General features: G+C 56.1%; 19 protein-coding genes. 16 read left to right on the top strand and 3 right to left on the bottom strand.

Annotated elements, in window-relative coordinates:
• Positions 1-150 precede the first annotated feature (150 nt).
• Together mltF and fni are read left to right on the top strand one after the other, a co-directional pair.
• A complete protein-coding gene (gene mltF / locus ACT3RU_RS07400; protein WP_192527614.1) occupies positions 151-1,617 on the top strand; it encodes a membrane-bound lytic murein transglycosylase MltF in 1,467 nt (488 codons plus the stop codon).
• Positions 1,618-1,974: 357 nt separating this feature from the next.
• Positions 1,975-3,018, top strand: a complete 1,044-nt coding sequence (fni, locus tag ACT3RU_RS07395) for a type 2 isopentenyl-diphosphate Delta-isomerase (RefSeq protein WP_192527613.1) — start codon at positions 1,975-1,977, stop codon at positions 3,016-3,018.
• Positions 3,019-3,157: 139 nt separating this feature from the next.
• Here the strand turns inward: fni and tadA are convergent, their stop codons facing one another.
• Positions 3,158-3,610, bottom strand: a complete 453-nt coding sequence (tadA, locus tag ACT3RU_RS07390) for a tRNA adenosine(34) deaminase TadA (RefSeq protein WP_318779695.1) — start codon at positions 3,608-3,610, stop codon at positions 3,158-3,160.
• Positions 3,611-3,717: 107 nt separating this feature from the next.
• Here tadA and ACT3RU_RS07385 point away from each other — a divergent pair, with 107 nt between their 5' ends.
• Complete coding sequence (locus tag ACT3RU_RS07385) at positions 3,718-4,545, top strand: acyl-CoA thioesterase (RefSeq protein ID WP_192527611.1); 828 nt, start codon at positions 3,718-3,720, stop codon at positions 4,543-4,545.
• Between the two features lie 106 nt (positions 4,546-4,651).
• Here ACT3RU_RS07385 and ACT3RU_RS07380 read toward each other — a convergent pair whose 3' ends face one another.
• The gene (locus ACT3RU_RS07380) at positions 4,652-5,923 is read right to left on the bottom strand and encodes a malic enzyme-like NAD(P)-binding protein (RefSeq protein ID WP_087105936.1); all 1,272 of its coding nucleotides are present in this window, start codon (positions 5,921-5,923) and stop codon (positions 4,652-4,654) included.
• 356 nt (positions 5,924-6,279) lie between these two features.
• Complete coding sequence (gene rpmE / locus ACT3RU_RS07375; RefSeq protein ID WP_087105934.1) at positions 6,280-6,495, bottom strand: 50S ribosomal protein L31; 216 nt, start codon at positions 6,493-6,495, stop codon at positions 6,280-6,282.
• Between the two features lie 148 nt (positions 6,496-6,643).
• On the opposite strand from rpmE, the gene ACT3RU_RS07370 reads away from it, so the two are divergent.
• The 13 genes from ACT3RU_RS07370 (at position 6,644) to tatC (ending at position 19,226) form a co-directional block, all read left to right on the top strand.
• Positions 6,644-8,863 carry a primosomal protein N' gene (locus ACT3RU_RS07370; protein WP_483392649.1) on the top strand — a complete coding sequence of 740 codons (2,220 nt, stop codon included), beginning with the start codon at positions 6,644-6,646 and terminating at the stop codon, positions 8,861-8,863.
• 168 nt (positions 8,864-9,031) lie between these two features.
• Positions 9,032-10,717 (top strand): arginine--tRNA ligase, encoded by a 1,686-nt coding sequence (gene argS, locus ACT3RU_RS07365; protein WP_483392648.1) that lies wholly within the window; start codon positions 9,032-9,034, stop codon positions 10,715-10,717.
• 3 nt (positions 10,718-10,720) lie between these two features.
• Positions 10,721-11,476 (top strand): SPOR domain-containing protein, encoded by a 756-nt coding sequence (locus ACT3RU_RS07360; protein WP_483392647.1) that lies wholly within the window; start codon positions 10,721-10,723, stop codon positions 11,474-11,476.
• A gap of 174 nt (positions 11,477-11,650) precedes the next feature.
• Complete coding sequence (hslV, locus tag ACT3RU_RS07355) at positions 11,651-12,184, top strand: ATP-dependent protease subunit HslV (protein WP_018918810.1); 534 nt, start codon at positions 11,651-11,653, stop codon at positions 12,182-12,184.
• 10 nt (positions 12,185-12,194) lie between these two features.
• Positions 12,195-13,517 (top strand): ATP-dependent protease ATPase subunit HslU, encoded by a 1,323-nt coding sequence (hslU, locus tag ACT3RU_RS07350; protein ID WP_192527607.1) that lies wholly within the window; start codon positions 12,195-12,197, stop codon positions 13,515-13,517.
• Between the two features lie 92 nt (positions 13,518-13,609).
• Positions 13,610-13,993 carry a gamma-butyrobetaine hydroxylase family protein gene (locus ACT3RU_RS07345; protein WP_192527606.1) on the top strand — a complete coding sequence of 128 codons (384 nt, stop codon included), beginning with the start codon at positions 13,610-13,612 and terminating at the stop codon, positions 13,991-13,993.
• Between the two features lie 197 nt (positions 13,994-14,190).
• Positions 14,191-14,946, top strand: coding sequence for a bifunctional demethylmenaquinone methyltransferase/2-methoxy-6-polyprenyl-1,4-benzoquinol methylase UbiE (ubiE, locus tag ACT3RU_RS07340; protein ID WP_192527605.1), 756 nt, complete (start codon positions 14,191-14,193; stop codon positions 14,944-14,946).
• Positions 14,947-14,986: 40 nt separating this feature from the next.
• On the top strand, positions 14,987-15,646 hold the full coding sequence (locus ACT3RU_RS07335) for a ubiquinone biosynthesis accessory factor UbiJ (protein WP_483392646.1): 660 nt from the start codon (positions 14,987-14,989) through the stop codon (positions 15,644-15,646).
• Positions 15,643-17,265 carry a ubiquinone biosynthesis regulatory protein kinase UbiB gene (ubiB, locus tag ACT3RU_RS07330; protein ID WP_192527604.1) on the top strand — a complete coding sequence of 541 codons (1,623 nt, stop codon included), beginning with the start codon at positions 15,643-15,645 and terminating at the stop codon, positions 17,263-17,265. Before ACT3RU_RS07335 ends, ubiB begins: the two co-directional genes overlap by 4 nt.
• A gap of 84 nt (positions 17,266-17,349) precedes the next feature.
• Positions 17,350-17,709, top strand: coding sequence for a phosphoribosyl-ATP diphosphatase (locus ACT3RU_RS07325; RefSeq protein WP_087105914.1), 360 nt, complete (start codon positions 17,350-17,352; stop codon positions 17,707-17,709).
• Between the two features lie 36 nt (positions 17,710-17,745).
• Positions 17,746-18,012, top strand: a complete 267-nt coding sequence (gene tatA / locus ACT3RU_RS07320) for a Sec-independent protein translocase subunit TatA (protein ID WP_087105912.1) — start codon at positions 17,746-17,748, stop codon at positions 18,010-18,012.
• Between the two features lie 3 nt (positions 18,013-18,015).
• Positions 18,016-18,447 carry a Sec-independent protein translocase protein TatB gene (tatB, locus tag ACT3RU_RS07315; RefSeq protein WP_087105910.1) on the top strand — a complete coding sequence of 144 codons (432 nt, stop codon included), beginning with the start codon at positions 18,016-18,018 and terminating at the stop codon, positions 18,445-18,447.
• Positions 18,444-19,226: a twin-arginine translocase subunit TatC gene (gene tatC, locus ACT3RU_RS07310; protein ID WP_192527603.1), complete on the top strand. Its 783-nt coding sequence runs from the start codon at positions 18,444-18,446 to the stop codon at positions 19,224-19,226. Before tatB ends, tatC begins: the two co-directional genes overlap by 4 nt.
• Positions 19,227-19,305: the final 79 nt, after the last annotated feature.

Raw genomic sequence — 19,305 nt, 5'->3', positions numbered from 1 at the left:
GCAGGGAAATAGCAGGCCGCTAGGCGACCCCTTAAATGACACTCATTGAGCCCTATGATACTGGAAAGCGGCGGCCACACGAAATCAACAAGGTGACAGCATGGCGATGGCTGGGTATTGTGGCTGCTTGTTTCATGCCGACAAGACCTTATGCCGACATTGATTTATGCCCATTTTTTAGCGCACATTCGCCTTTACTTAACCTTATTTATCATCACCTTATTGATACTTGCGCCCACGCTTCCCAAGGTGCCACATGGTGAGCATTTAACGCATATCCAGGCAAAAGATTTTATCACGGCTCAAACGCGCAACACGCCCACGACCTACTACGAAGGCCGCCAGGGACCCACTGGGTTTGAGTATGAGCTGATGCATCAGTTTGCCGAGTATTTGGGGGTAAGCCTCAACCTCAACGCCAAACATCACCCTGAAAGCGTATTGTCGGCCGTGCGTGAACAGGGCGATTTTGGCGCTGCCGCCCTGCCTCTACTCCCTGACGCATCCGATGTGCACTACACCCGCCCCATCATTCAAATGCAACCACTGCTGGTGTACCGGCGCGGTTTACACGGCATAAAGGCACCCAGCGACCTGGTAGGCCTTGAGATTGGCACGCTAAGCCAGGCAGGTACCAGCGAAGCGCTGCGTGAGTTGCAGCGCGACTACGCTGACTTAAGCTGGAAAGAGTCTCACGAGCTGGATGTCGATGAACTGCTTGTCCAGGTCGAGAGCGGCGTGCTGGACGCAGCGGTTATTTTTGATCATCAGTTCCGGCTTAACCGACTCTTTTTCCCCAATGTAGAGCGCGGCTTTTTAATGGGCGACCCGCTTTCCATGGTATGGGCGCTTCCTCGCGGCCGCGGTTTAGGACTACTAGAAGCCGCCAATGACTTCCTACAAACCCTTCAGGAAAATGGCACGCTCGACCACCTGGTTAACCGCTACTTTGGCCATGACGATTATTTAGAGTACGTGGGTACACGCACCTTTTTAACGCACCTGGATGCACGTTTACCCCAGTTTGCCGACCTGTTTAAACAGGCGGCACGTGACACAGGTTTTGACTGGAAACTGCTGGCGGCAGTGGGTTATCAGGAATCCCACTGGGACGCGGAAGCGGTGTCACCCACCGGCGTGCGAGGCGTTATGATGCTCACCCACCCTACCGCCAGCGAAATGGGTGTGGATAACCGCCGAGACGCGGCGCAAAGCATTGATGGTGGCGCCCGCTACCTGCGCAGCCTAAAAGACCGCCTGCCTGAAAGCATTACCGGAGATGATCGTCTTTATATGGCCATGGCGGCCTACAATGTTGGCCTTGGTCACCTTTACGATGCACGTAAAATTACCGAAGAGCTCGGTGGGGACCCCAACCGTTGGCAAGATGTTCGCGAGGCGCTTCCCCTGTTACAGCAACAGGAGTGGCATAGCCAAACGCGCCACGGCTATGCGCGTGGTGGTGAGCCGGTCATTTATGTGCGCAACATCCGGCGCTACTATGAGATGCTTGAGTACGTTGAGCACAGCCGCCAGCAATTTTTCCAGTTAGGTCAAACCGCAACCGGCGGTTCTCTCCTACTTCCATTTGAGTTAATTCCGCCGTTGGATCAGTAGCCTCGCTACAGAGCCCTCCAGCTCGATCCCACGTTGCCCTTCGTAGTTAAAGAAAGTTTCTGGCGTTTGGATTACGCTTTTCAAATAGCAGGTAAAAACGTACTTGCGATTACAAGCGTTTATCCTGCGCCTGCGATCAAGGCATTGCACCTCAGTACTTTATGCCAACCTGGTTGGATAAGCAGTTGACCATGTTTGGTTAGACCAATAGAAACGGGTTAGATAGATAAGAGTTGGTTACATCGAAAACCATTAGTGACTTCGCCGGAAGGCATGCACAGCCATCAGCTAACCGACCACGTACTGTTTCCTACTTGGCAGGCGGCTTCCGCCAGATTCAGGTTCAAGGGAGTGACGATGAAAGACACCGAACTGACTCAGCGTAAGAACGACCATCTGGATATCGTGCTACACCCACGCCAGGCCGTCGGCACCCTTCGCCCAGGCTTTGAACACTGGCGCTTTGAGCATTGTGCGCTGCCGGAATTAAACCTGGATGATATTGATCTGGGGACTCACCTGTTCGGGCAACCTCTAAAAGCGCCCATCCTCATCAGTTCGATGACCGGCGGAGCGAATCGAGCCAAGGATATCAACCGACACTTGGCAGAGGCCGCTCAAACGCTGGGCCTTGCCATGGGCGTGGGTTCACAACGCGTGGCCATTGAAGGCGAAGCCAACTGGGGCCTCACGAGCGAACTGCGCCGAATTGCTCCCGACATCCCATTGCTGGCCAACCTGGGAGCCGCCCAAATTAAAGGCGAACGCGGGCTTGATTATGCCCGACGCGCGGTCGATATGATCGAAGCTAACGCACTCATTATTCATCTCAACCCGCTACAGGAAGCGCTACAAACAGGTGGAGATCGCGATTGGCGAGGCATACTCACCGCCATTGAGCGCACCGTTGCCAAACTGGAAGTGCCTGTGGTGGTCAAGGAAGTTGGGGCTGGGCTTTCTGTTTCTGTGGGTCGCCAACTTGCCGAAGCAGGCGTGGCGATGCTGGACGTTGCGGGTGCGGGTGGCACCAGTTGGGCGGCAGTTGAAGGCGAGCGCGCCAGCACACCTCAAGCGCGTGCCATCGCCATGGCCTTCACCGACTGGGGAATCCCCACCTCACAAGCACTACACGATTTGCGCCAGGCACTGCCCGGTATGCCGCTGATCGCTTCAGGTGGGGTTGCCAGCGGTATTGATGCGGCTAAAGCGCTCTGTTTAGGCGCTCATCTGGTAGGTCAAGCCGCGGCGGTGCTGAGCAGTGCCACCACCTCAAGCGATGCCGTTATCGAGCACTTTCAAACGCTCATTGAGCAGCTGCGCGTTGCCTGTTTTTGTACCGGCAGCGCTGACCTGGTCGCGTTAAAGCACGCGACGCTTACGCAGGCTGAGGCGGGGGCATGAGCCACTACGCAGTCATATCACTACCATTATATAACCACGTTAACGCACTCCAAGCCTTTGCTCTGCAACTCATTGTGCGTGGCCACCAGGTGACGTTTATCCCGCGGTTTCTTGACACGCCAGAGAGCTATAAAACACGCTAGCGCCTTGCTGCAAAAAACGCTTTTAATAACTTGCTGGCCGATGGCGCCAGCACGCCCGCCGTCACCTCCACATGGTGATTAAACCACGGTTGGGCCAGCAGGTTAGCCTTGGACTCCACCATACCGGTACGAGGCTCAGCAGCGCCATAAACCAAACGCTTTAGGCGTGCATGCACAATGGCGCCCGCGCACATCATGCACGGCTCCAACGTGACATACAGCGTACACCCTTCCAGCCGGTAGTTGGCTCTCTGCTGCCCGGCTTCACGCAGGGCACGAATTTCCGCATGACCGCTAGGGTCACAGCTAAGCACCGGCGCATTGTGGGCAGCGGCAAGAATCTCTCCTTCGCTATTCACCACTACGGCCCCTACCGGCACTTCACCCGCCTCAGCCGCCAAATGCGCCTGTTCAAGGGCGCGGTGCATGTAAAATTCATCGCTGCGTATCAAGGCAAACTCCGCTAAGGTAGCAAAATGATGGTAGCAACGGCGGCCTCGCCGTATGTGATATCCGCCACTATGGGCAACAATAGATAGCACCAAGGATACCTGGAATGACCGACGCGCTGAATACGTTAGTAAACCTGCTTGAGCTTGAAGTCCTCGAAGAGACGCTCTTTCGAGGGCAAAGCCAAGACCTGGGCTTTCCTCAGCTTTATGGTGGACAGGTGCTTGGTCAAGCGCTCGCGGCGGCCTCACGTACGGTACCTGCTGAGCGTCATCCGCACTCTCAACACGGTTACTTTCTTCGCCCTGGCGACCCACATCGCCCAGTGGTCTATCAGGTGGATAACGTACGCGATGGCGGGAGCTTTACCACGCGCCGCGTTACGGCGATTCAAAAAGGCCGACCGATCTTCTTCTGTAGCGCGTCGTTTCACAGCCCTGAAGAAGGTTTTCATCACCAGCGCGCCATGCCCCATGTCGAGTCGCCGGAAGCCTTGATTGAGAGCGGCGCCGCCAAGCACTCACGTTTTCCGGGCCACCCTATCGAGTTTTTGCATATTAAAGGCAATCCAGATAGCGGCGACCCGGCTGGGCAATGTTTATGGTTTCGCTTTGCAGGCACGCTGCCTGATGCCCCCACCCTGCACCGGCACTTGCTCTCCTACGCCTCTGATTTCAATCTACTGACCACCAGCCTACTGCCCCACGGCATTCAGTTCACTGACCCAAAACTGCGTATCGCAAGCCTTGACCACGCGCTATGGCTCCATGAGGACGCACGGCTGGATGAGTGGCTTTTATACGTGATTGATTCCCCTTGGGCAGGCAACTCGCGAGGCCTGGCACGCGGTCATATCTATCGCCGTGATGGCCGCTTGATTGCCTCTACCGCCCAGGAAGGGCTAACACGCGTGCATGACGCGCCGATTCGCTAAGCTTCGTACAAAAGCCTTTAGACGTCGCTCCTTAAAAGCACAACGCCCGCAGCAAGTGCGGGCGTTGAAAGGAGCCATCAAACCGGCGTGTTAAACACCCGAAACATCACTGGCCATAAGCCTCATTGATCGTTTTGAGGGGGTAGTGAGCCGGGTACGGTTTGCGCGCCACGCCTGAATCTACTGCCGCCTGAGCCACTGCGGAAGAAACGCGCTCCAGCAAGCGAATATCGACCGGCGTGGGGATAATGTACTCACGACCAAAGCTCATTTCCGTACGCTCATAGGCATTCAACACTTCCTCGGGAACCGGCTCGCGGGCCAGATCCTTAAGTGCATGCACAGCGGCAAGCTTCATGGCTTCGTTAATCCGTGTAGCGCGCACATCCAACGCCCCACGGAAAATAAACGGGAAGCCCAACACGTTGTTTACCTGGTTAGGGAAGTCTGAACGGCCGGTCGCCATAATCACATCCGGGCGCGCTTCACGGGCAACGTCAGGATGAATTTCCGGGTCCGGGTTGGTGCAGGCGAAAATCACCGGGTCAGCGGCCATCTTTTTAACCTGCTCAGCCGACAGCAAGCCCGGGCCGGAAAGACCGATAAACACATCGGCGCCGTCGATAGCATCATCCAGAGTGCGCATTTCGGTATCCAGCGCAAACTCTGCCTTGTACTCATTGATACCATCACGGCCGGTATGGATAACGCCACGGCGATCCAGCATCACCAGGTTCTCTTTTTTGGCGCCACAAGAAACCAGTAGGCGCATGCAGGCAATAGCTGCCGCACCGGCCCCCATGCAAACGATCTTCACGCTATCTATCGTTTTACCAGCGATTTCCAACGCGTTCAGCATACCCGCGGCCGTTACAATAGCCGTGCCGTGCTGGTCATCGTGAAAGACGGGGATATTGCAGCGCTCAACCAGCGCTTTTTCAATCTCAAAGCACTCGGGCGCTTTGATATCTTCAAGATTAATGCCGCCCCAGGTATCGGCAATGCGGGCAACGGTGTCGATAAACGCCTGCGGGCTTTCTGCGTCTACCTCAATATCTACCGAGTTGATCCCGGCAAAGCACTTGAACAGCACGCCCTTGCCTTCCATCACCGGCTTACTGGCCAGCGGGCCAAGATTCCCCAAGCCTAAAATGGCGCTGCCATCGGTAATAACGGCGACCAAATTACCCTTGCCCGTATAACGGTAAGCATTTTCAGGATCGCGGGCAATTTCGCGAACCGGCTCAGCAACGCCAGGGCTATATGCCAGTGCCAAGTCCCGGGCTGTTGCGGTGGGCTTGGTTAACTCCACCGATAGCTTGCCGGGAATCGGTTTCGCATGATAGTCCAGTGCTGCCTGCTTATTTGCATCCGTCATAATGAGGGTCCAATTAGCCTAAAATAGATATAAGTGCTTCCAGAATATAGAAAAACCCAAGACGCCTCAAGCGCGCCGTCAACTCAAAAAGAAAACGCTTTTTTTAGCGATTTTTCCTTCACGTTAATTACTTTTCCCAACCATTTGCTGAATCTTATGCAGAAGCATTTTAGCTATAACGCATTGCTTATTGCTGTATCGCAGCATTTATGAAAAACCCTTTCATCTCGCCATTTGTTCATCCAAACAGGCATTTATAGAAATTCGCCCATAAAAAAACCCACGCCGTAGCGTGGGTTTTTCTTACAAGTACCTGGTATTTTACCCGCACTTGCAGTGTGGCTGATCCGTCAGGATTAGCCGCGCTTAACAGCAGCGCCGAAACGCTTGTTGAAGCGCTCTACACGGCCACCGGTGGTCGCTTGCTTCTGCTTGCCCGTGTAGAACGGGTGGCAGTTGGAGCATACGTCTAGCGAGAAATCCTGGCCAGAAGTAGAGCCTACCTGGAAGCTAGCACCGCAAGAGCAGTTAGCGGTGACCGTATTGTAATTCGGGTGAATACCTTGTCTCATCGTGATGATCTCTCAAGCGGTATGCCGCCACCTGATCCGTTGCCAGGCACCGCATACGGGTTTGGAAAAACTACTAACCGGTTAACCGTCTGATCGTTTAGATTCAGAGCGGCCGCATATTTTAGCAAAACTTATCGCCGGAGGCCAATTGCCTGACACTGTTTCTTTGCAGGTGCTAAAAGTCGCCTTGCCGTCCCCACTCCGACGCCGGTTTGATTACCTGCCCGCCAGCCGCACTCCCCCTTGCGGCTGGCAGCCTGGGCTTCGTGTACGCGTACCCTTTGGACGGCGCGAAGTGGTGGGCGTGGTAGTTGAACTGGCTGCCACCAGTGAACTACCACGCAGCCAGTTACGTGCTGTCAGCGAAGCGCTGGATGATGCACCACTTCCCAATGACTGGCTGTGGCTATGCCGGTTTGCCGCACGCTACTACCAACACAGCTTGGGCGATACGCTCCATCATGCGCTGCCTGCACGGCTGCGCAAGGGCCACCCAATGGCTGGGCGCACGCAAACGCTGTGGTTTGCCGTAACGCATACCCAGCCGGATTTAAGCCGAGCGCCCAAACAAGCCGAGCTATATGCGCTTTTATGTCAGCATCCGCACGGCCTGCCTTCACGAGCTGTCAGCGCCCACGGCTTTAGCCGCGACCAACTGCTAGCACTGGGCAAGAAGGGGCTGGTCACCCACCAGGAAATCACCCTAACCGCCCCCGAGACGCCGAGTGGCAGTTTGCTTGCCACACCGGCACTGCCGCTCAATCGTGAGCAGGCCACCGCCCTTGCGGCGCTACACGAAAAGCTTGAAAGCTACCACCCTTGCCTGCTTGAAGGCGTTACCGGCAGCGGCAAGACAGAAGTGTATCTTCAGCTTATTGAAGCGATTGCCGCCAAAGGCAAGCAGTCGCTGGTACTGGTGCCGGAAATCGGCCTGACGCCGCAAACCCTGGCGCGCTTTAGAAGCCGCTTTCGGGTGCCCGTGGTGGCACTCCACTCCGGCTTAACCGACCCCGAACGGCTGGACGTTTGGGAAGCCGCGGCAAACGGGCGGGCGCTGATTATCATCGGGACACGCTCGGCGATCTTTACCCCGCTTGCCAACCCAGGCGCGATCATTGTCGATGAAGAGCACGACGGCTCTTACAAGCAGCACGACGGGCTGCGTTACCACGCCCGCGACCTGGCCGTTGCACGCGCCCATTACCACGGCATTCCACTGCTGCTGGGCAGCGCCACGCCTTCGCTTGAGAGCCTACAGCAGGCGCTTTCCGGTAGTTATCGCCACCTGCGTCTTACCCAGCGGCCCAGCCGTCATCAGCCCGCCAAGCTGGAGCTTCTTGATTTACGCCACCAGCGCCGCCAGGGGGGCCTGCTACCGGGTGCTATCAAAGCGATCAAAAGCACCTTGAGTGCGGGCAAGCAGGTGCTGATTTTCATCAACCGGCGCGGCTTTGCGCCGTCGCTTGCCTGCCACGCCTGCGGCTGGATGGCGGAATGCGGCCAGTGCGACTCACGCATGACGCTGCACCGCCAGCCGCCGCTACTTGCCTGCCACCACTGCGATAGTCGTCGTGCCCTGCCGGATGCCTGCCCCGAGTGCGGCAGCGGCGACTTACGTGCGCTGGGAAGCGGCACCGAGCGTACCGAAGAGACGCTCCAGGGCCTTTTCCCCAAGGTCACCGTGCACCGTATTGATCGCGACAGCACCCGCAAGAAAGACAGCTTTGAGCAGATCCTAAAGGAGATTCAGCGGGGTGAGCCTTGCCTGCTGGTGGGTACGCAGATGCTTGCCAAAGGGCACCATCTGCCTCACGTCACACTGGTGGTTGTGGTGAATGCTGACGGCGGTCTTTACGCCGCCGACTTCCGTGCCCTGGAGCATAGCGCGCAGCTGCTGGAACAGGTGGCCGGGCGCGCAGGACGTGCAGCCGACCAAGGGCGGGTACTGGTGCAAACACTGCATCCGGATGACCCTCACTTAGGGCTGCTGGCCGAACAGGGCTACGGAGCATTGGCGAGAAACTTGCTGGAAGAGCGCCGCCAGGCACACCTGCCGCCGTTCACGTTTATGGCACTACTACGGATCGAAAGCCCCCAGGAACCGGCGGCCCTTGCCTTAGCGCAACAGGCGGGCCAAGCGCTGCGCGAGTGGCTGAAAGCCTCAGGCCTTACCACTTACTGCCTGGGCCCCGTGCCTGCGCCCATGGAGCGACGCCAAAATCGCTACCACATGCACTTGATGCTGACCGCCAATAAGCGCAGTCAATTGCACGTGGCGGCCAGTTGGCTGGTGCAATGGCTTGAGGCCAACCGCGAGGCGCGCAAGGTGCGCTGGTCGATTGATATCGACCCTCAAACGCTTGCCTAGCCTGCGTCGCCGCCGTTGAAAATAGCCAAGATTACCAAGGGCACTTATGCAAGGATCGCATCAACACCTTTGAAACTGCGCGCCAAATGCTGATAATGGCCGCTTTGCTGATGCACTTCGTAAGTGCGCACTTGCACACGCCGCCACCGACGTTACCCGGATACCTAAATGAAAGACACGATTGTTTCCCTGCTCAACGGCGCCATTGATGCGCTTAAGCACCAAGGCGTGCTGCCTGATGACCTTCAGCCCAACATCAAAGTTGACCCCACCAAAGACAAGGCACACGGCGATTACGCCACGAACCTGGCACTCATGCTGGCCAAGCCTGCTGGTAAGAACCCTCGTGAACTGGCCGAGGCGCTGATTGCCGCGCTGCCAGAAAGCGATGCACTTCAAAAGACCGAAATTGCTGGGCCCGGGTTTATCAACTTTTTTGCCGCCGCAGATGCCGCCGCCCAAATTGTGGTGCAAGTGCTGGATAGCGGCGACGCCTTTGGCCGCAGCATGGTGGGTAAGGCGGAAAAAGTGCAGATCGAATTTGTATCGGCCAACCCAACAGGCCCGTTACACGTAGGCCACGGCCGCGGCGCCGCGATTGGCGACTGCCTGTGCCGCCTGCTGGAAGCAACCGGTTACGACGTCACGCGTGAGTTTTACTACAACGATGCCGGCGCGCAAATTGCCAACCTGGCCCGTTCGGTACAAGCGCGCGCCAAAAATCTGGGCCCTGATGATGAAAGCTGGCCGGAAGACGGCTATCGCGGCGAATACATTACTGATGTCGCTAACGACTACCTGGCGGGTAAAACGGTCACTGCTGATGATCGCGAAGTAACCGCCAAGGCAGACGCTGATGACCTGGAGGCCATTCAAGAGTTTGCCGTTGCCTGGCTGCGCCGCGAACAGGATCTGGACCTAAAGGCTTTCGGCGTTGAATTTGACGTGTACTTCCTGGAGTCATCGCTTTATCAGGACGGCAAGGTCAACGAAGCGGTTGCAAAACTCGTCGCCAACGGCCACACCTATGAAGAAGATGGCGCCATGTGGCTGCGTACCACTGACTTTGGCGATGACAAAGACCGCGTCATGCGCAAGCGTGAAGGCGGCTATACCTACTTCCTGCCCGACGTTGCTTACCACCTGGATAAATGGCAGCGCGGCTTTACCACCGTCATTAACGAGCAGGGGGCCGACCACCATTCGACCGTTACCCGTGTGCGAGCGGGCCTTCAAGCGCTGGAAGTGGGCATCCCCAAAGGCTGGCCCGACTACGTACTGCACCAGATGGTGATGGTCACGCGCTCAGGCGTTGAAGTAAAACTCTCCAAGCGGGCAGGCAGCTACGTTACGGTGCGCGACCTGATTGATGAAGTGGGCCGTGATGCCACGCGTTTCTTCCTCGCTGCACGCCGCGCCGACTCCCAGCTAACTTTCGACATTGACCTGGCGCGCTCGCAGTCCAACGACAACCCGGTGTACTACATTCAGTACGCCCACGCGCGCGTAAGCAGCATGCTGCGTAAAACTGAGGCAGCGGGCCAGCCTTTTGATCATGCCTTGGCGCTTGCCAACCTCGCGCTGCTGGACAGCGATCAGGAAAAAGCCGTGCTTAACCGCCTGGCGCGCTACCCAGAAGTGGTTCAAAACGCGGCGAAAAACCGCGAACCGCAGCAAGTGGCGCAGTATCTACTGGACCTGGCGGGGGATTTCCATACCTGCTACAACGCGGTCAAAGTCATGGTCGAAGACGATACGCTGCGTAACGTGCGTCTCTCGCTGGGTCTGGCAACCCGTCAGGTACTGCGTAATGGCCTGGACTTGATGGGCGTTAGTGCCCCCGAGGAGATGTAAGCCATGGCCAGCCCGCGCAAAAAGCCTACTCGCTCTCGCCAGGGCGCTACCTCGCAGCGTAAAGCCCCTCGCTCTTCCAAAGGCAGAGGGTTTCGCCTGCCGGGGTGGCTATGGGGTCTTGCCGGTTTGGCCGCAGGCTTTTTCCTTGCTCAGCACCAGCACGGCACGGCGCCCTGGCAGGACACGCCAAGTGACCAGCCGCAGGCAACGGTACTCTCCAAACCCGAAAGTGCCGAGCGTGCAGCCGCCAGGGAAAACGAAACCGCAAGCGAACCCTCGATGCCCACGTTCGAGTTCTATACCTTGCTGCCTGAAACCGAGGTCATAGCCCCAGGTGTAACGCTTCCTTCAAGCGTTACCCGCCCAGAAGTTGCCGAGCAAGTTGATGTACAAGACGCCGAGAGCGCCTCGACACAAACATCATCAACTGACGACCCTATCGCTCAGGTGATTGCGGCCAACACGCGACCAGAAGAGCAGACAAGTACCGCGCAGCCGGCAGCCCCCGCCAGCACCAGCGCGCCTAATCGCTACGTATTGCAGGCCGCTTCGTTTCGTGAGCTAAGCGATGCCGAGCAACTACGCAGTCGGTTACGCAACTTAAGCCTACTGGCGCAAATCAGCGAAGTGCAAGCGGGCGGCGATACGTGGCACCGTGTCCAGGTAGGCCCTTACGAAGACACACGCGAGTTGAACCGCGCTCAGGATTTAATGACCACGCAAGGCATTGAACCCTTGTTGATACAGCTGCAAAACTGATTTTAAGAACCGGGTCTCAAACGAATAAAGCGGTAGGCGTTACCCAGCGGGCGGTTGATTTTTTATCAGCCGCCCGCACTTTATTGTTCATCGTCTTTTATAGGCGGTCGCTCTATCATCGTTTAAGCGGCCGTTCAGTTATCGGGAGCACGCCTCCCCCAAGGAGTTATCTCCATGACCACTATCGTATCCGTACGTCGCGGTAATCAGGTTGCCCTCGCAGGCGACGGCCAGGTATCACTTGGCAACACCGTGATGAAAGGCAACGCCAGCAAGGTGCGTCGCCTCTACCGTGGCAAAGTGCTCGCCGGTTTTGCGGGCGGCACCGCTGACGCATTTACGCTGTTTGAGCGCTTTGAAGCCCAGCTTGAAAAGTATCAGGGTCACTTGACCAAGGCGGCCGTTGAGCTAGCCAAAGACTGGCGCACCGACCGTGCCCTGCGCCGGTTGGAAGCGTTGCTTGCCGTCGCTGACCACAGCGCCTCGCTGATCATTACCGGCAACGGCGATGTAGTTGAGCCTGAACGCGGCATTATCGCGATTGGCTCAGGCGGCAACTTTGCCCAAGCAAGCGCCCGAGCGTTACTTGAGAATACCGAGCTTTCCGCGCGTGAAATCACCGAGAAATCGCTCCAAATTGCCGGTGACATCTGTGTATTCACCAACCATCACGTGACGCTCGAAGAGCTGAATATCAACGAACGTTGAGGCTGACTTAATGACTCAGATGACACCCCGCGAAATCGTCCACGCGCTTGATCAATACATCATCGGCCAGCAAGACGCCAAGCGCGCCGTTGCCATTGCGCTGCGCAATCGCTGGCGCCGCATGCAGCTTGACGACGACCTGCGTCCTGAAGTAACCCCGAAAAATATTTTGATGATCGGGCCGACCGGTGTGGGTAAAACCGAGATTGCGCGTCGCTTAGCGAAACTCGCCCGTGCACCGTTTATCAAAATAGAAGCCACTAAATTTACCGAGGTAGGCTACGTTGGCCGCGATGTGGAATCCATCATTCGCGATTTGATGGAATCGGCCATGAAAATGGTACGCGAGCATGCCAAAGAGGAAGTCGGCCATCGTGCCGACGATGCCGCTGAAGATCGCGTGCTTGATGCGCTTCTGCCGCCGCCCCGCGGCCAGGAAGACAAGCCTCGTGAAGACTCCAGCACGCGTCAAAGCTTTCGCAAAAAACTGCGCGAAGGCCAGCTGGATGATAAAGAGATCGATATAGAGGTATCTTCCCAGAGCGCGGGTGTCGACATCATGACGCCACCTGGCATGGAAGAGATGACCAATCAACTGCAGAGCCTGTTTTCCAACATGGGCCAGCAGAAACGCGAGCAGCGCCGAGTAACGGTCAAAGAAGCGCTGGTACTACTGCGCGATGAAGAAGCCAGCAAGCTGGTGAATGAAGATGAAATCAAAGCGCGTGCCGTTGAGGCCGTAGAGCAGCACGGCATCGTATTCCTGGATGAGATCGACAAAGTTGCCAAGGGCAGCGGACAGTCCAGCGGTGGTGAAGTATCTCGTGAAGGCGTTCAGCGTGACCTGCTACCGCTGATCGAAGGCTCTACGGTTTCCACCAAGTACGGCATGGTGAAAACTGACCATATCCTGTTCATCGCATCCGGCGCTTTCCACTTGGCGCGTCCGTCTGACTTGATCCCCGAGTTACAGGGTCGTCTGCCGATCCGCGTGGAGCTTGATGCGCTAACGCCGGGCGACTTCAAGCGCATTCTGACCGAGCCATCCGCATCATTGACCAGACAGTACCAGGCGCTGCTGGCAACCGAAGGGCTGGATATTGAGTTCACCCCTGACGGGATTGAGCGTATCGCCGAGATCTCCTGGCAGGTTAACGAAGGCACCGAGAATATCGGCGCTCGCCGCTTGCATACCGTGATGGAGCGCTTGCTGGAAGAAGCCTCGTTCAAGGGCGGCGATATGGACAGCCCGCTGGTCATTGATGCCAATTATGTGAACGCCCAACTAGGTGAACTGGCTGTCGACGAAGACCTGTCGCGCTATATCCTGTAATGATCGCTTAAATCGCTTGCCCACTGATGCCTGTTTCAATGGGGCGCAGAAGGTGGGCAAGCTATCTCGGCAATGAGCCAAGAGGTTTGTGCATGAACGCTCCCGCCCCCAACCGGGTCCACTACCATAAAAAGGCCCGCGAACTTGAACTTGGCTATGCCAGCGGTGAGAGCTTCCGGCTGTCGATAGAGTTTTTGCGGGTTTACTCGCCCTCTGCGGAGGTACGTGGTCATGGCGGTGATACCGCTGTACTTCAAGTCGGTAAAAAGGAGGTTGGGCTACAAAACATCGTCCAGACAGGCAACTATGCGCTACAGCTTTACTTTGATGACGGGCATAGCAGCGGCATTTATAGCTGGGAATATCTGTTTGAACTCGCCACGCATCAAAAAGCCTATTGGGAGAACTACCTGCAGCGGCTAAAAGAAGCCGGTGCATCGCGCGAGCCGGCAGGTATTCAATTCAAGCAGCTGTGATTCGAGAATCGAGAAGCATGATTCAAGAACCATGCTTCAAGAACCATAACCCAAGAACCAAACTCAAAAACCATGACCCAGCGCATCCGACCAGGCGCAGACAAATTGGGGCAGACAAGGCTACAATATCGCCAACCTTTTTATACGACGGCCATTTGGTCGATTGTTACCGCCTCGAACTCGGGAGCTAAAGCCCCATGAGCCCCACGGAAAAGCGCACCACCGATTTTGGTTATCAAGAAGTCCCGGTCGACGAGAAAGCATCGCGTGTAGCGGATGTATTCCACTCTGTCGCCGCCCGTTACGACGTTATGAACGACTTAATGTCGATGGGCATCCACCGTGTATGGAAACGCTTCACCATTGAGCGTGCGGGCGTTCGCCCCGGCCACCACGTTTTAGATATCGCGGGTGGTACCGGTGATTTAACCCTTAAGTTCTCACGTATTGTCGGCCCGCGCGGCAAAGTCATTCTTGCCGACATCAACGCCTCTATGCTGAAGGTTGGCCGCGACAAGCTGATGGATAATGGCGTCGGTGGCAATGTTGAATACGTTCAGGCCAACGCTGAGTGCTTGCCCTTCCCTGACAATAGCTTTGACTGTATTACGATTGCGTTTGGCTTGCGGAATGTGACCAACAAAGACGCCGCACTACGCTCCATGGCCCGCGTGCTAAAGCCGGGTGGCCGCTTGCTGGTGCTGGAGTTCTCCAAGCCCAATAACCCGCTGCTTTCTAAAGCCTACGATGAGTACTCTTTCCGCCTGCTGCCTAAAATGGGCGAGCTTGTCGCCGGAGACGGCGAAAGCTACCGCTATTTGGCGGAGTCTATTCGCATGCACCCGAACCAGGAAACGCTTAAAGCGATGATGGAAGCAGCGGGCCTTGAGCGGGTGGAGTACACCAACCTGACGGGCGGCATTGTGGCCTTGCACCGCGGCATTAAGTTATGACGTTATCGTCGATAGTGGTATCAACGATCACGAGGTCAGCATGCTGTTAACCCCGGCACTTGTGTTGGCCGGTTGTGAACGTACGCTTAATGCCCTGCTCGCTCGCGACCCTGCCGCACCGGCTCGCTTAGCGGCCCTGGCGGGCAGTCGGCTTTTGGTGCGTTTGGAAAAGCCACATCTGCAGCTGGTACTGCATTACCATTTGGCGGGTATTGACCTACTACGTGGCGATGACGTAGACGAAGCCGATGTCGACGCAGTGGTAGAACTCACGCCTGAAACCTTCTCTGAATGGATCAGCGGCGCCTCCATTGAGCGGCTCATGTTTGACGGCAAGCTCGCGGTGCGCGGACGCCTTCATCTGCTGGAGGCTACCCGCGACCTGCTGTTTGACCTGGATATCGACTGGGAAGCCGAGCTTGCCAATTGGTTGGGCGATATCCCCGCTCACTCGTTGGCCGAAGGCGTGCGCCGCCTGACGCGCTGGGGGCTGCGTACCAAGAATGAGCTTCTTCAGGATGTCTCAGAGTATGTATTTGAAGAAGCGCGTTTACTGCCAGGCCGCCAGCAGCGTGACGTGCTGCGTGACCACTTAACCGAACTTGAAGTGGCAACTGACCGTTTGGAAGCCCGCTTTAACCGACTCCATCGCCGTCTGGTGCGTGACTCATCGCTTGCCTCACAGGAGCCGTCGGCATGAGCCTGCGTCTGTTCAAAATTCTTTGGGTGATTGCGCGCCATCGGCTAGACACTCTGATTCCCATGGAGCGGCTGCCGTTTTGGCTGCGAGCGCTTTTATGGTTTTCGCCGCTGCAGCTTTTTTCGGTTGGTCATCGCAGTCGTGGCGAACGATTGCGCCTGGCACTGGAAGCACTGGGGCCTATTTTTATCAAATTTGGCCAGATGCTCTCCACGCGTCGCGACCTGTTGCCCGATGATGTCGCCAACGAACTTAGACGCCTACAGGATCAGGTGCCGCCCTTTCCGGCCGAACTTGCCGCCGCCCGGGTCGAAAAAGAGCTGGAGATGTCACTTGAGGTAGCGTTCGCTGAATTCGAGCAGGCGCCGCTTGCCTCGGCATCCATCGCCCAGGTACATGCGGCCAAGCTACACACCGGCGAAGAGGTGGTGGTTAAAATTATCCGCCCCGGTATCGACCGCATCATGCGCCAGGACATGGCGCTGATGTATCAGGTTGCCAAACTGTTTGCCAAGGTGCCCGAAGCCCGCCGACTGCGCCCGGTCGAAGTGATTCGCGACTATGAGGCCACGCTATTCGACGAACTGGACCTTTATAAAGAAGCGGCCAACACCTCACAGCTCAAGCGTAACTTCAAGGATTCACCGCTGCTGTTTGTACCGACTATTTATTGGCCATTCACACGTCGACACGTGATGGTTCAGGAGCGTATTCGCGGTGTACCCGTCGCGGATATGGAGACGCTGACCGCCCGTGGAGTCAACTTAAAGAAACTCGCTGAGCGCGGCGTAGAACTCTTTTTTACCCAGGTATTTCGCGACAACTTCTTCCACGCGGATATGCACCCGGGTAATATTTTTGTTAATTGCGATAACCCCGAAGATCCTCAATACATTGCGATCGACTGTGGGATTGTGGGCAGTTTGACCCGCGAGGATCAGGACTATCTCGCGCGTAACCTTTTGGCATTTTTCCATCAAGACTACTATGAAGTCGCCGCGCTGCACATCGAGTCTGGCTGGGTGGGCGAAAATACTCGCGCGAATGAGTTTGCCGCGGCCATCCGCACCGTTTGCGAGCCGATCCTTGAAAAGCCTTTAAAAGACATTTCCTTTGGCCAAGTACTGTTAGGGCTTTTTCAAACAGCTCGGCGCTTTAATATGGAAGTCCAGCCTCAGTTGGTACTGCTGCAAAAGACCCTGCTCAATATTGAAGGCCTTGGCCGCCAGCTCTATCCGGAACTTGATCTGTGGAGCACTGCCAAGCCCTATCTTGAGCAGTGGATGAAAGACCGCGCGGGCATTAGCGGGCTGTGGGAGTCGTTAAAGCGCCAAGCGCCTGAGCTTTCTCATCAGTTGCCTGAACTGCCAGTGCTTGCCCACCAGGCGCTGACCCGGATGGAAGTTGAGCATCGCCAGCGCCACCAACAGGTCGACTCGATTCATCACATGCAGCGCCAAATGGCGGATCAAGGAAAACGCCATCACCGCTTACGGATTGGCCTGCTCTTGGTAGCGATTGCACTGGCCTGGCAGCCGCTTGCCAGTTGGGCCGCTACTCAGGATTGGCCGATTTTAGGCGCAGCCGCCATTGGCTTGCTGCTACTGTTATGGCAATAGCGTTGTTATAAACGTGGTTGGACGTTCACACGTGGTGGGACTTTCACTAACGAATGATGATGCTCACTGTTGTAAAGGAGACTCATGAATACCCCTTTAACGTCTAATCACGCCCCCGTGCTGGACACCCTCGCCGAGGTACTAAAGCAGCGGCGCAGCGCCTCTTCTGAAGATTCTTATGTTGCCTCCTTGCATCATAAGGGTTTGAACAAGATACTCGAAAAAGTGGGTGAAGAAGCCACCGAGACGCTGCTTGCCGCAAAGGATGCAGAACACGGCAGTCCCGAGCAGCGCCAGGCACTGGTCTCGGAAACCGCCGACCTCTGGTTCCATACACTGGTCATGCTCTCTCACCTGGAGCTGGATCATCAGGATGTGTTAAACGAGTTGGCGCGGCGCTTTGGTATTTCCGGTCATGACGAGAAAGCCGCACGTACGCCATAATCAATAACACGCATTTGAATTAACGAGGATACGCATATGTTAGGTGGCATCAGTATTTGGCAGCTGCTAATTGTCTTAGGCATCATTATTTTAATCTTCGGCACCAAGAAGCTACGCAATGTGGGCACCGACCTGGGCGGCGCGATTAAAGGCTTTAAAAAAGCGGTGCATGAAGACGATAAAGACGACGAAAAGAAAGACGTCGAGCCCCCGCACGCCAAGGTTAGCCACGAAGAACCTGGCAACACTTATGACGTTCAGGCCGAAGAAAATCGCAAGGCCCGTAACGAAGAGCCCAAATAATTTATGTTGGATATCGGCTTTCTTGAACTGATGCTTGTCGGTGTCGTGGGGCTACTGGTACTTGGCCCTGAGCGCCTCCCTCGGGCGGCGCGTACGGCAGGCCTTTGGGTTGGTAAAATCAAGCGCACGATATCCGGAATGCAGCGCGAAATTAGCGCGCAGCTTGAAGCAGAAGAGCTGCGCCAAACGCTGAACGAACAGCAAAAGACCATTAACGATAGTCTGAAGAATGCTAAAAAAGACGTTGAGAGTATTCTCGACGCTCCCTCATCGCGCAGCACTTCTTCATCGGCAAGCCAGAGCGAAACGGAGCAACGTGTAGCCCAGGCAAGCGCCCAATTGGATGAAGCGCAGCGGGAAGTGAACGAAGCGGCGTCCCATACATCCAACGAGCCCTTAAAGGCGACCTCTAAAAAGGATAGTCAGAATCCATGAGTACCCTTGGCGACGCTCGGGAACCCCAGAACGATCATCAGCAGACCCCATTGATTGAGCATTTGATTGAGCTTCGCATGCGCCTTGTCCGCGCGGTGGTGGTCATTTTAGTGGTTTTTCTGGGCCTTTATGCTTTTGCCAATGATATCTATGGCTTTGTGGCCGAGCCGCTGATGGCTCTGCTACCGCCGGGTTCGCAGATGATTGCGACCGAAGTAGCCTCGCCCTTTCTGGCGCCCTTTAAGCTAACCCTGGTGGTCGCCGTTTTTATCGCTATACCCTTTGTACTGCATCAGGCATGGGCGTTTATCGCGCCAGGGCTATACGATAATGAAAAAGCCTTGGCCATCCCTATTCTGGTCTCAAGCATTGGGCTTTTTTACGCGGGAGCGGCTTTTGCCTACTATGTGGTGTTTCCGCTGTTGTTTGCCTTTTTCACTCAGGCCGGGCCTGAAAACGTCACGGTCATGACCGATATTAACCAGTACCTGAACTTTGTACTGAAGCTCTTTTTCGCCTTTGGCGTGGCGTTTGAAATCCCCATTGCGACATTTTTGTTAATCCTGTCGGGCGCCACCAGCGTAGAGAGCCTTTCCAAAAAGCGGCCCTATATTTTCCTGGGCTGCTTTGTCATAGGGATGCTGCTAACGCCGCCAGATGTGGTATCACAAAGCCTGTTGGCACTGCCCATGTATCTGCTTTACGAGGTAGGCCTGCTGTTTGGTCGCCTGGTGCGCAAGCGGCGTGATGAGCAAGCCACCGAAGAGCAGGAGCCGTAAACGGCGCTTCTACCACCAGAAAACCCACCGCATCGTTATTTACGCTATCAACGCGTTAAAAAGCCTCTGTCATTATTCA

It is taken from the genome of Halomonas sp. TP35, from assembly GCF_052375975.1.
Lineage (GTDB): Bacteria > Pseudomonadota > Gammaproteobacteria > Pseudomonadales > Halomonadaceae > Vreelandella > Vreelandella citrativorans.
This window is presented reverse-complemented; position numbering and strand designations above follow the sequence as displayed.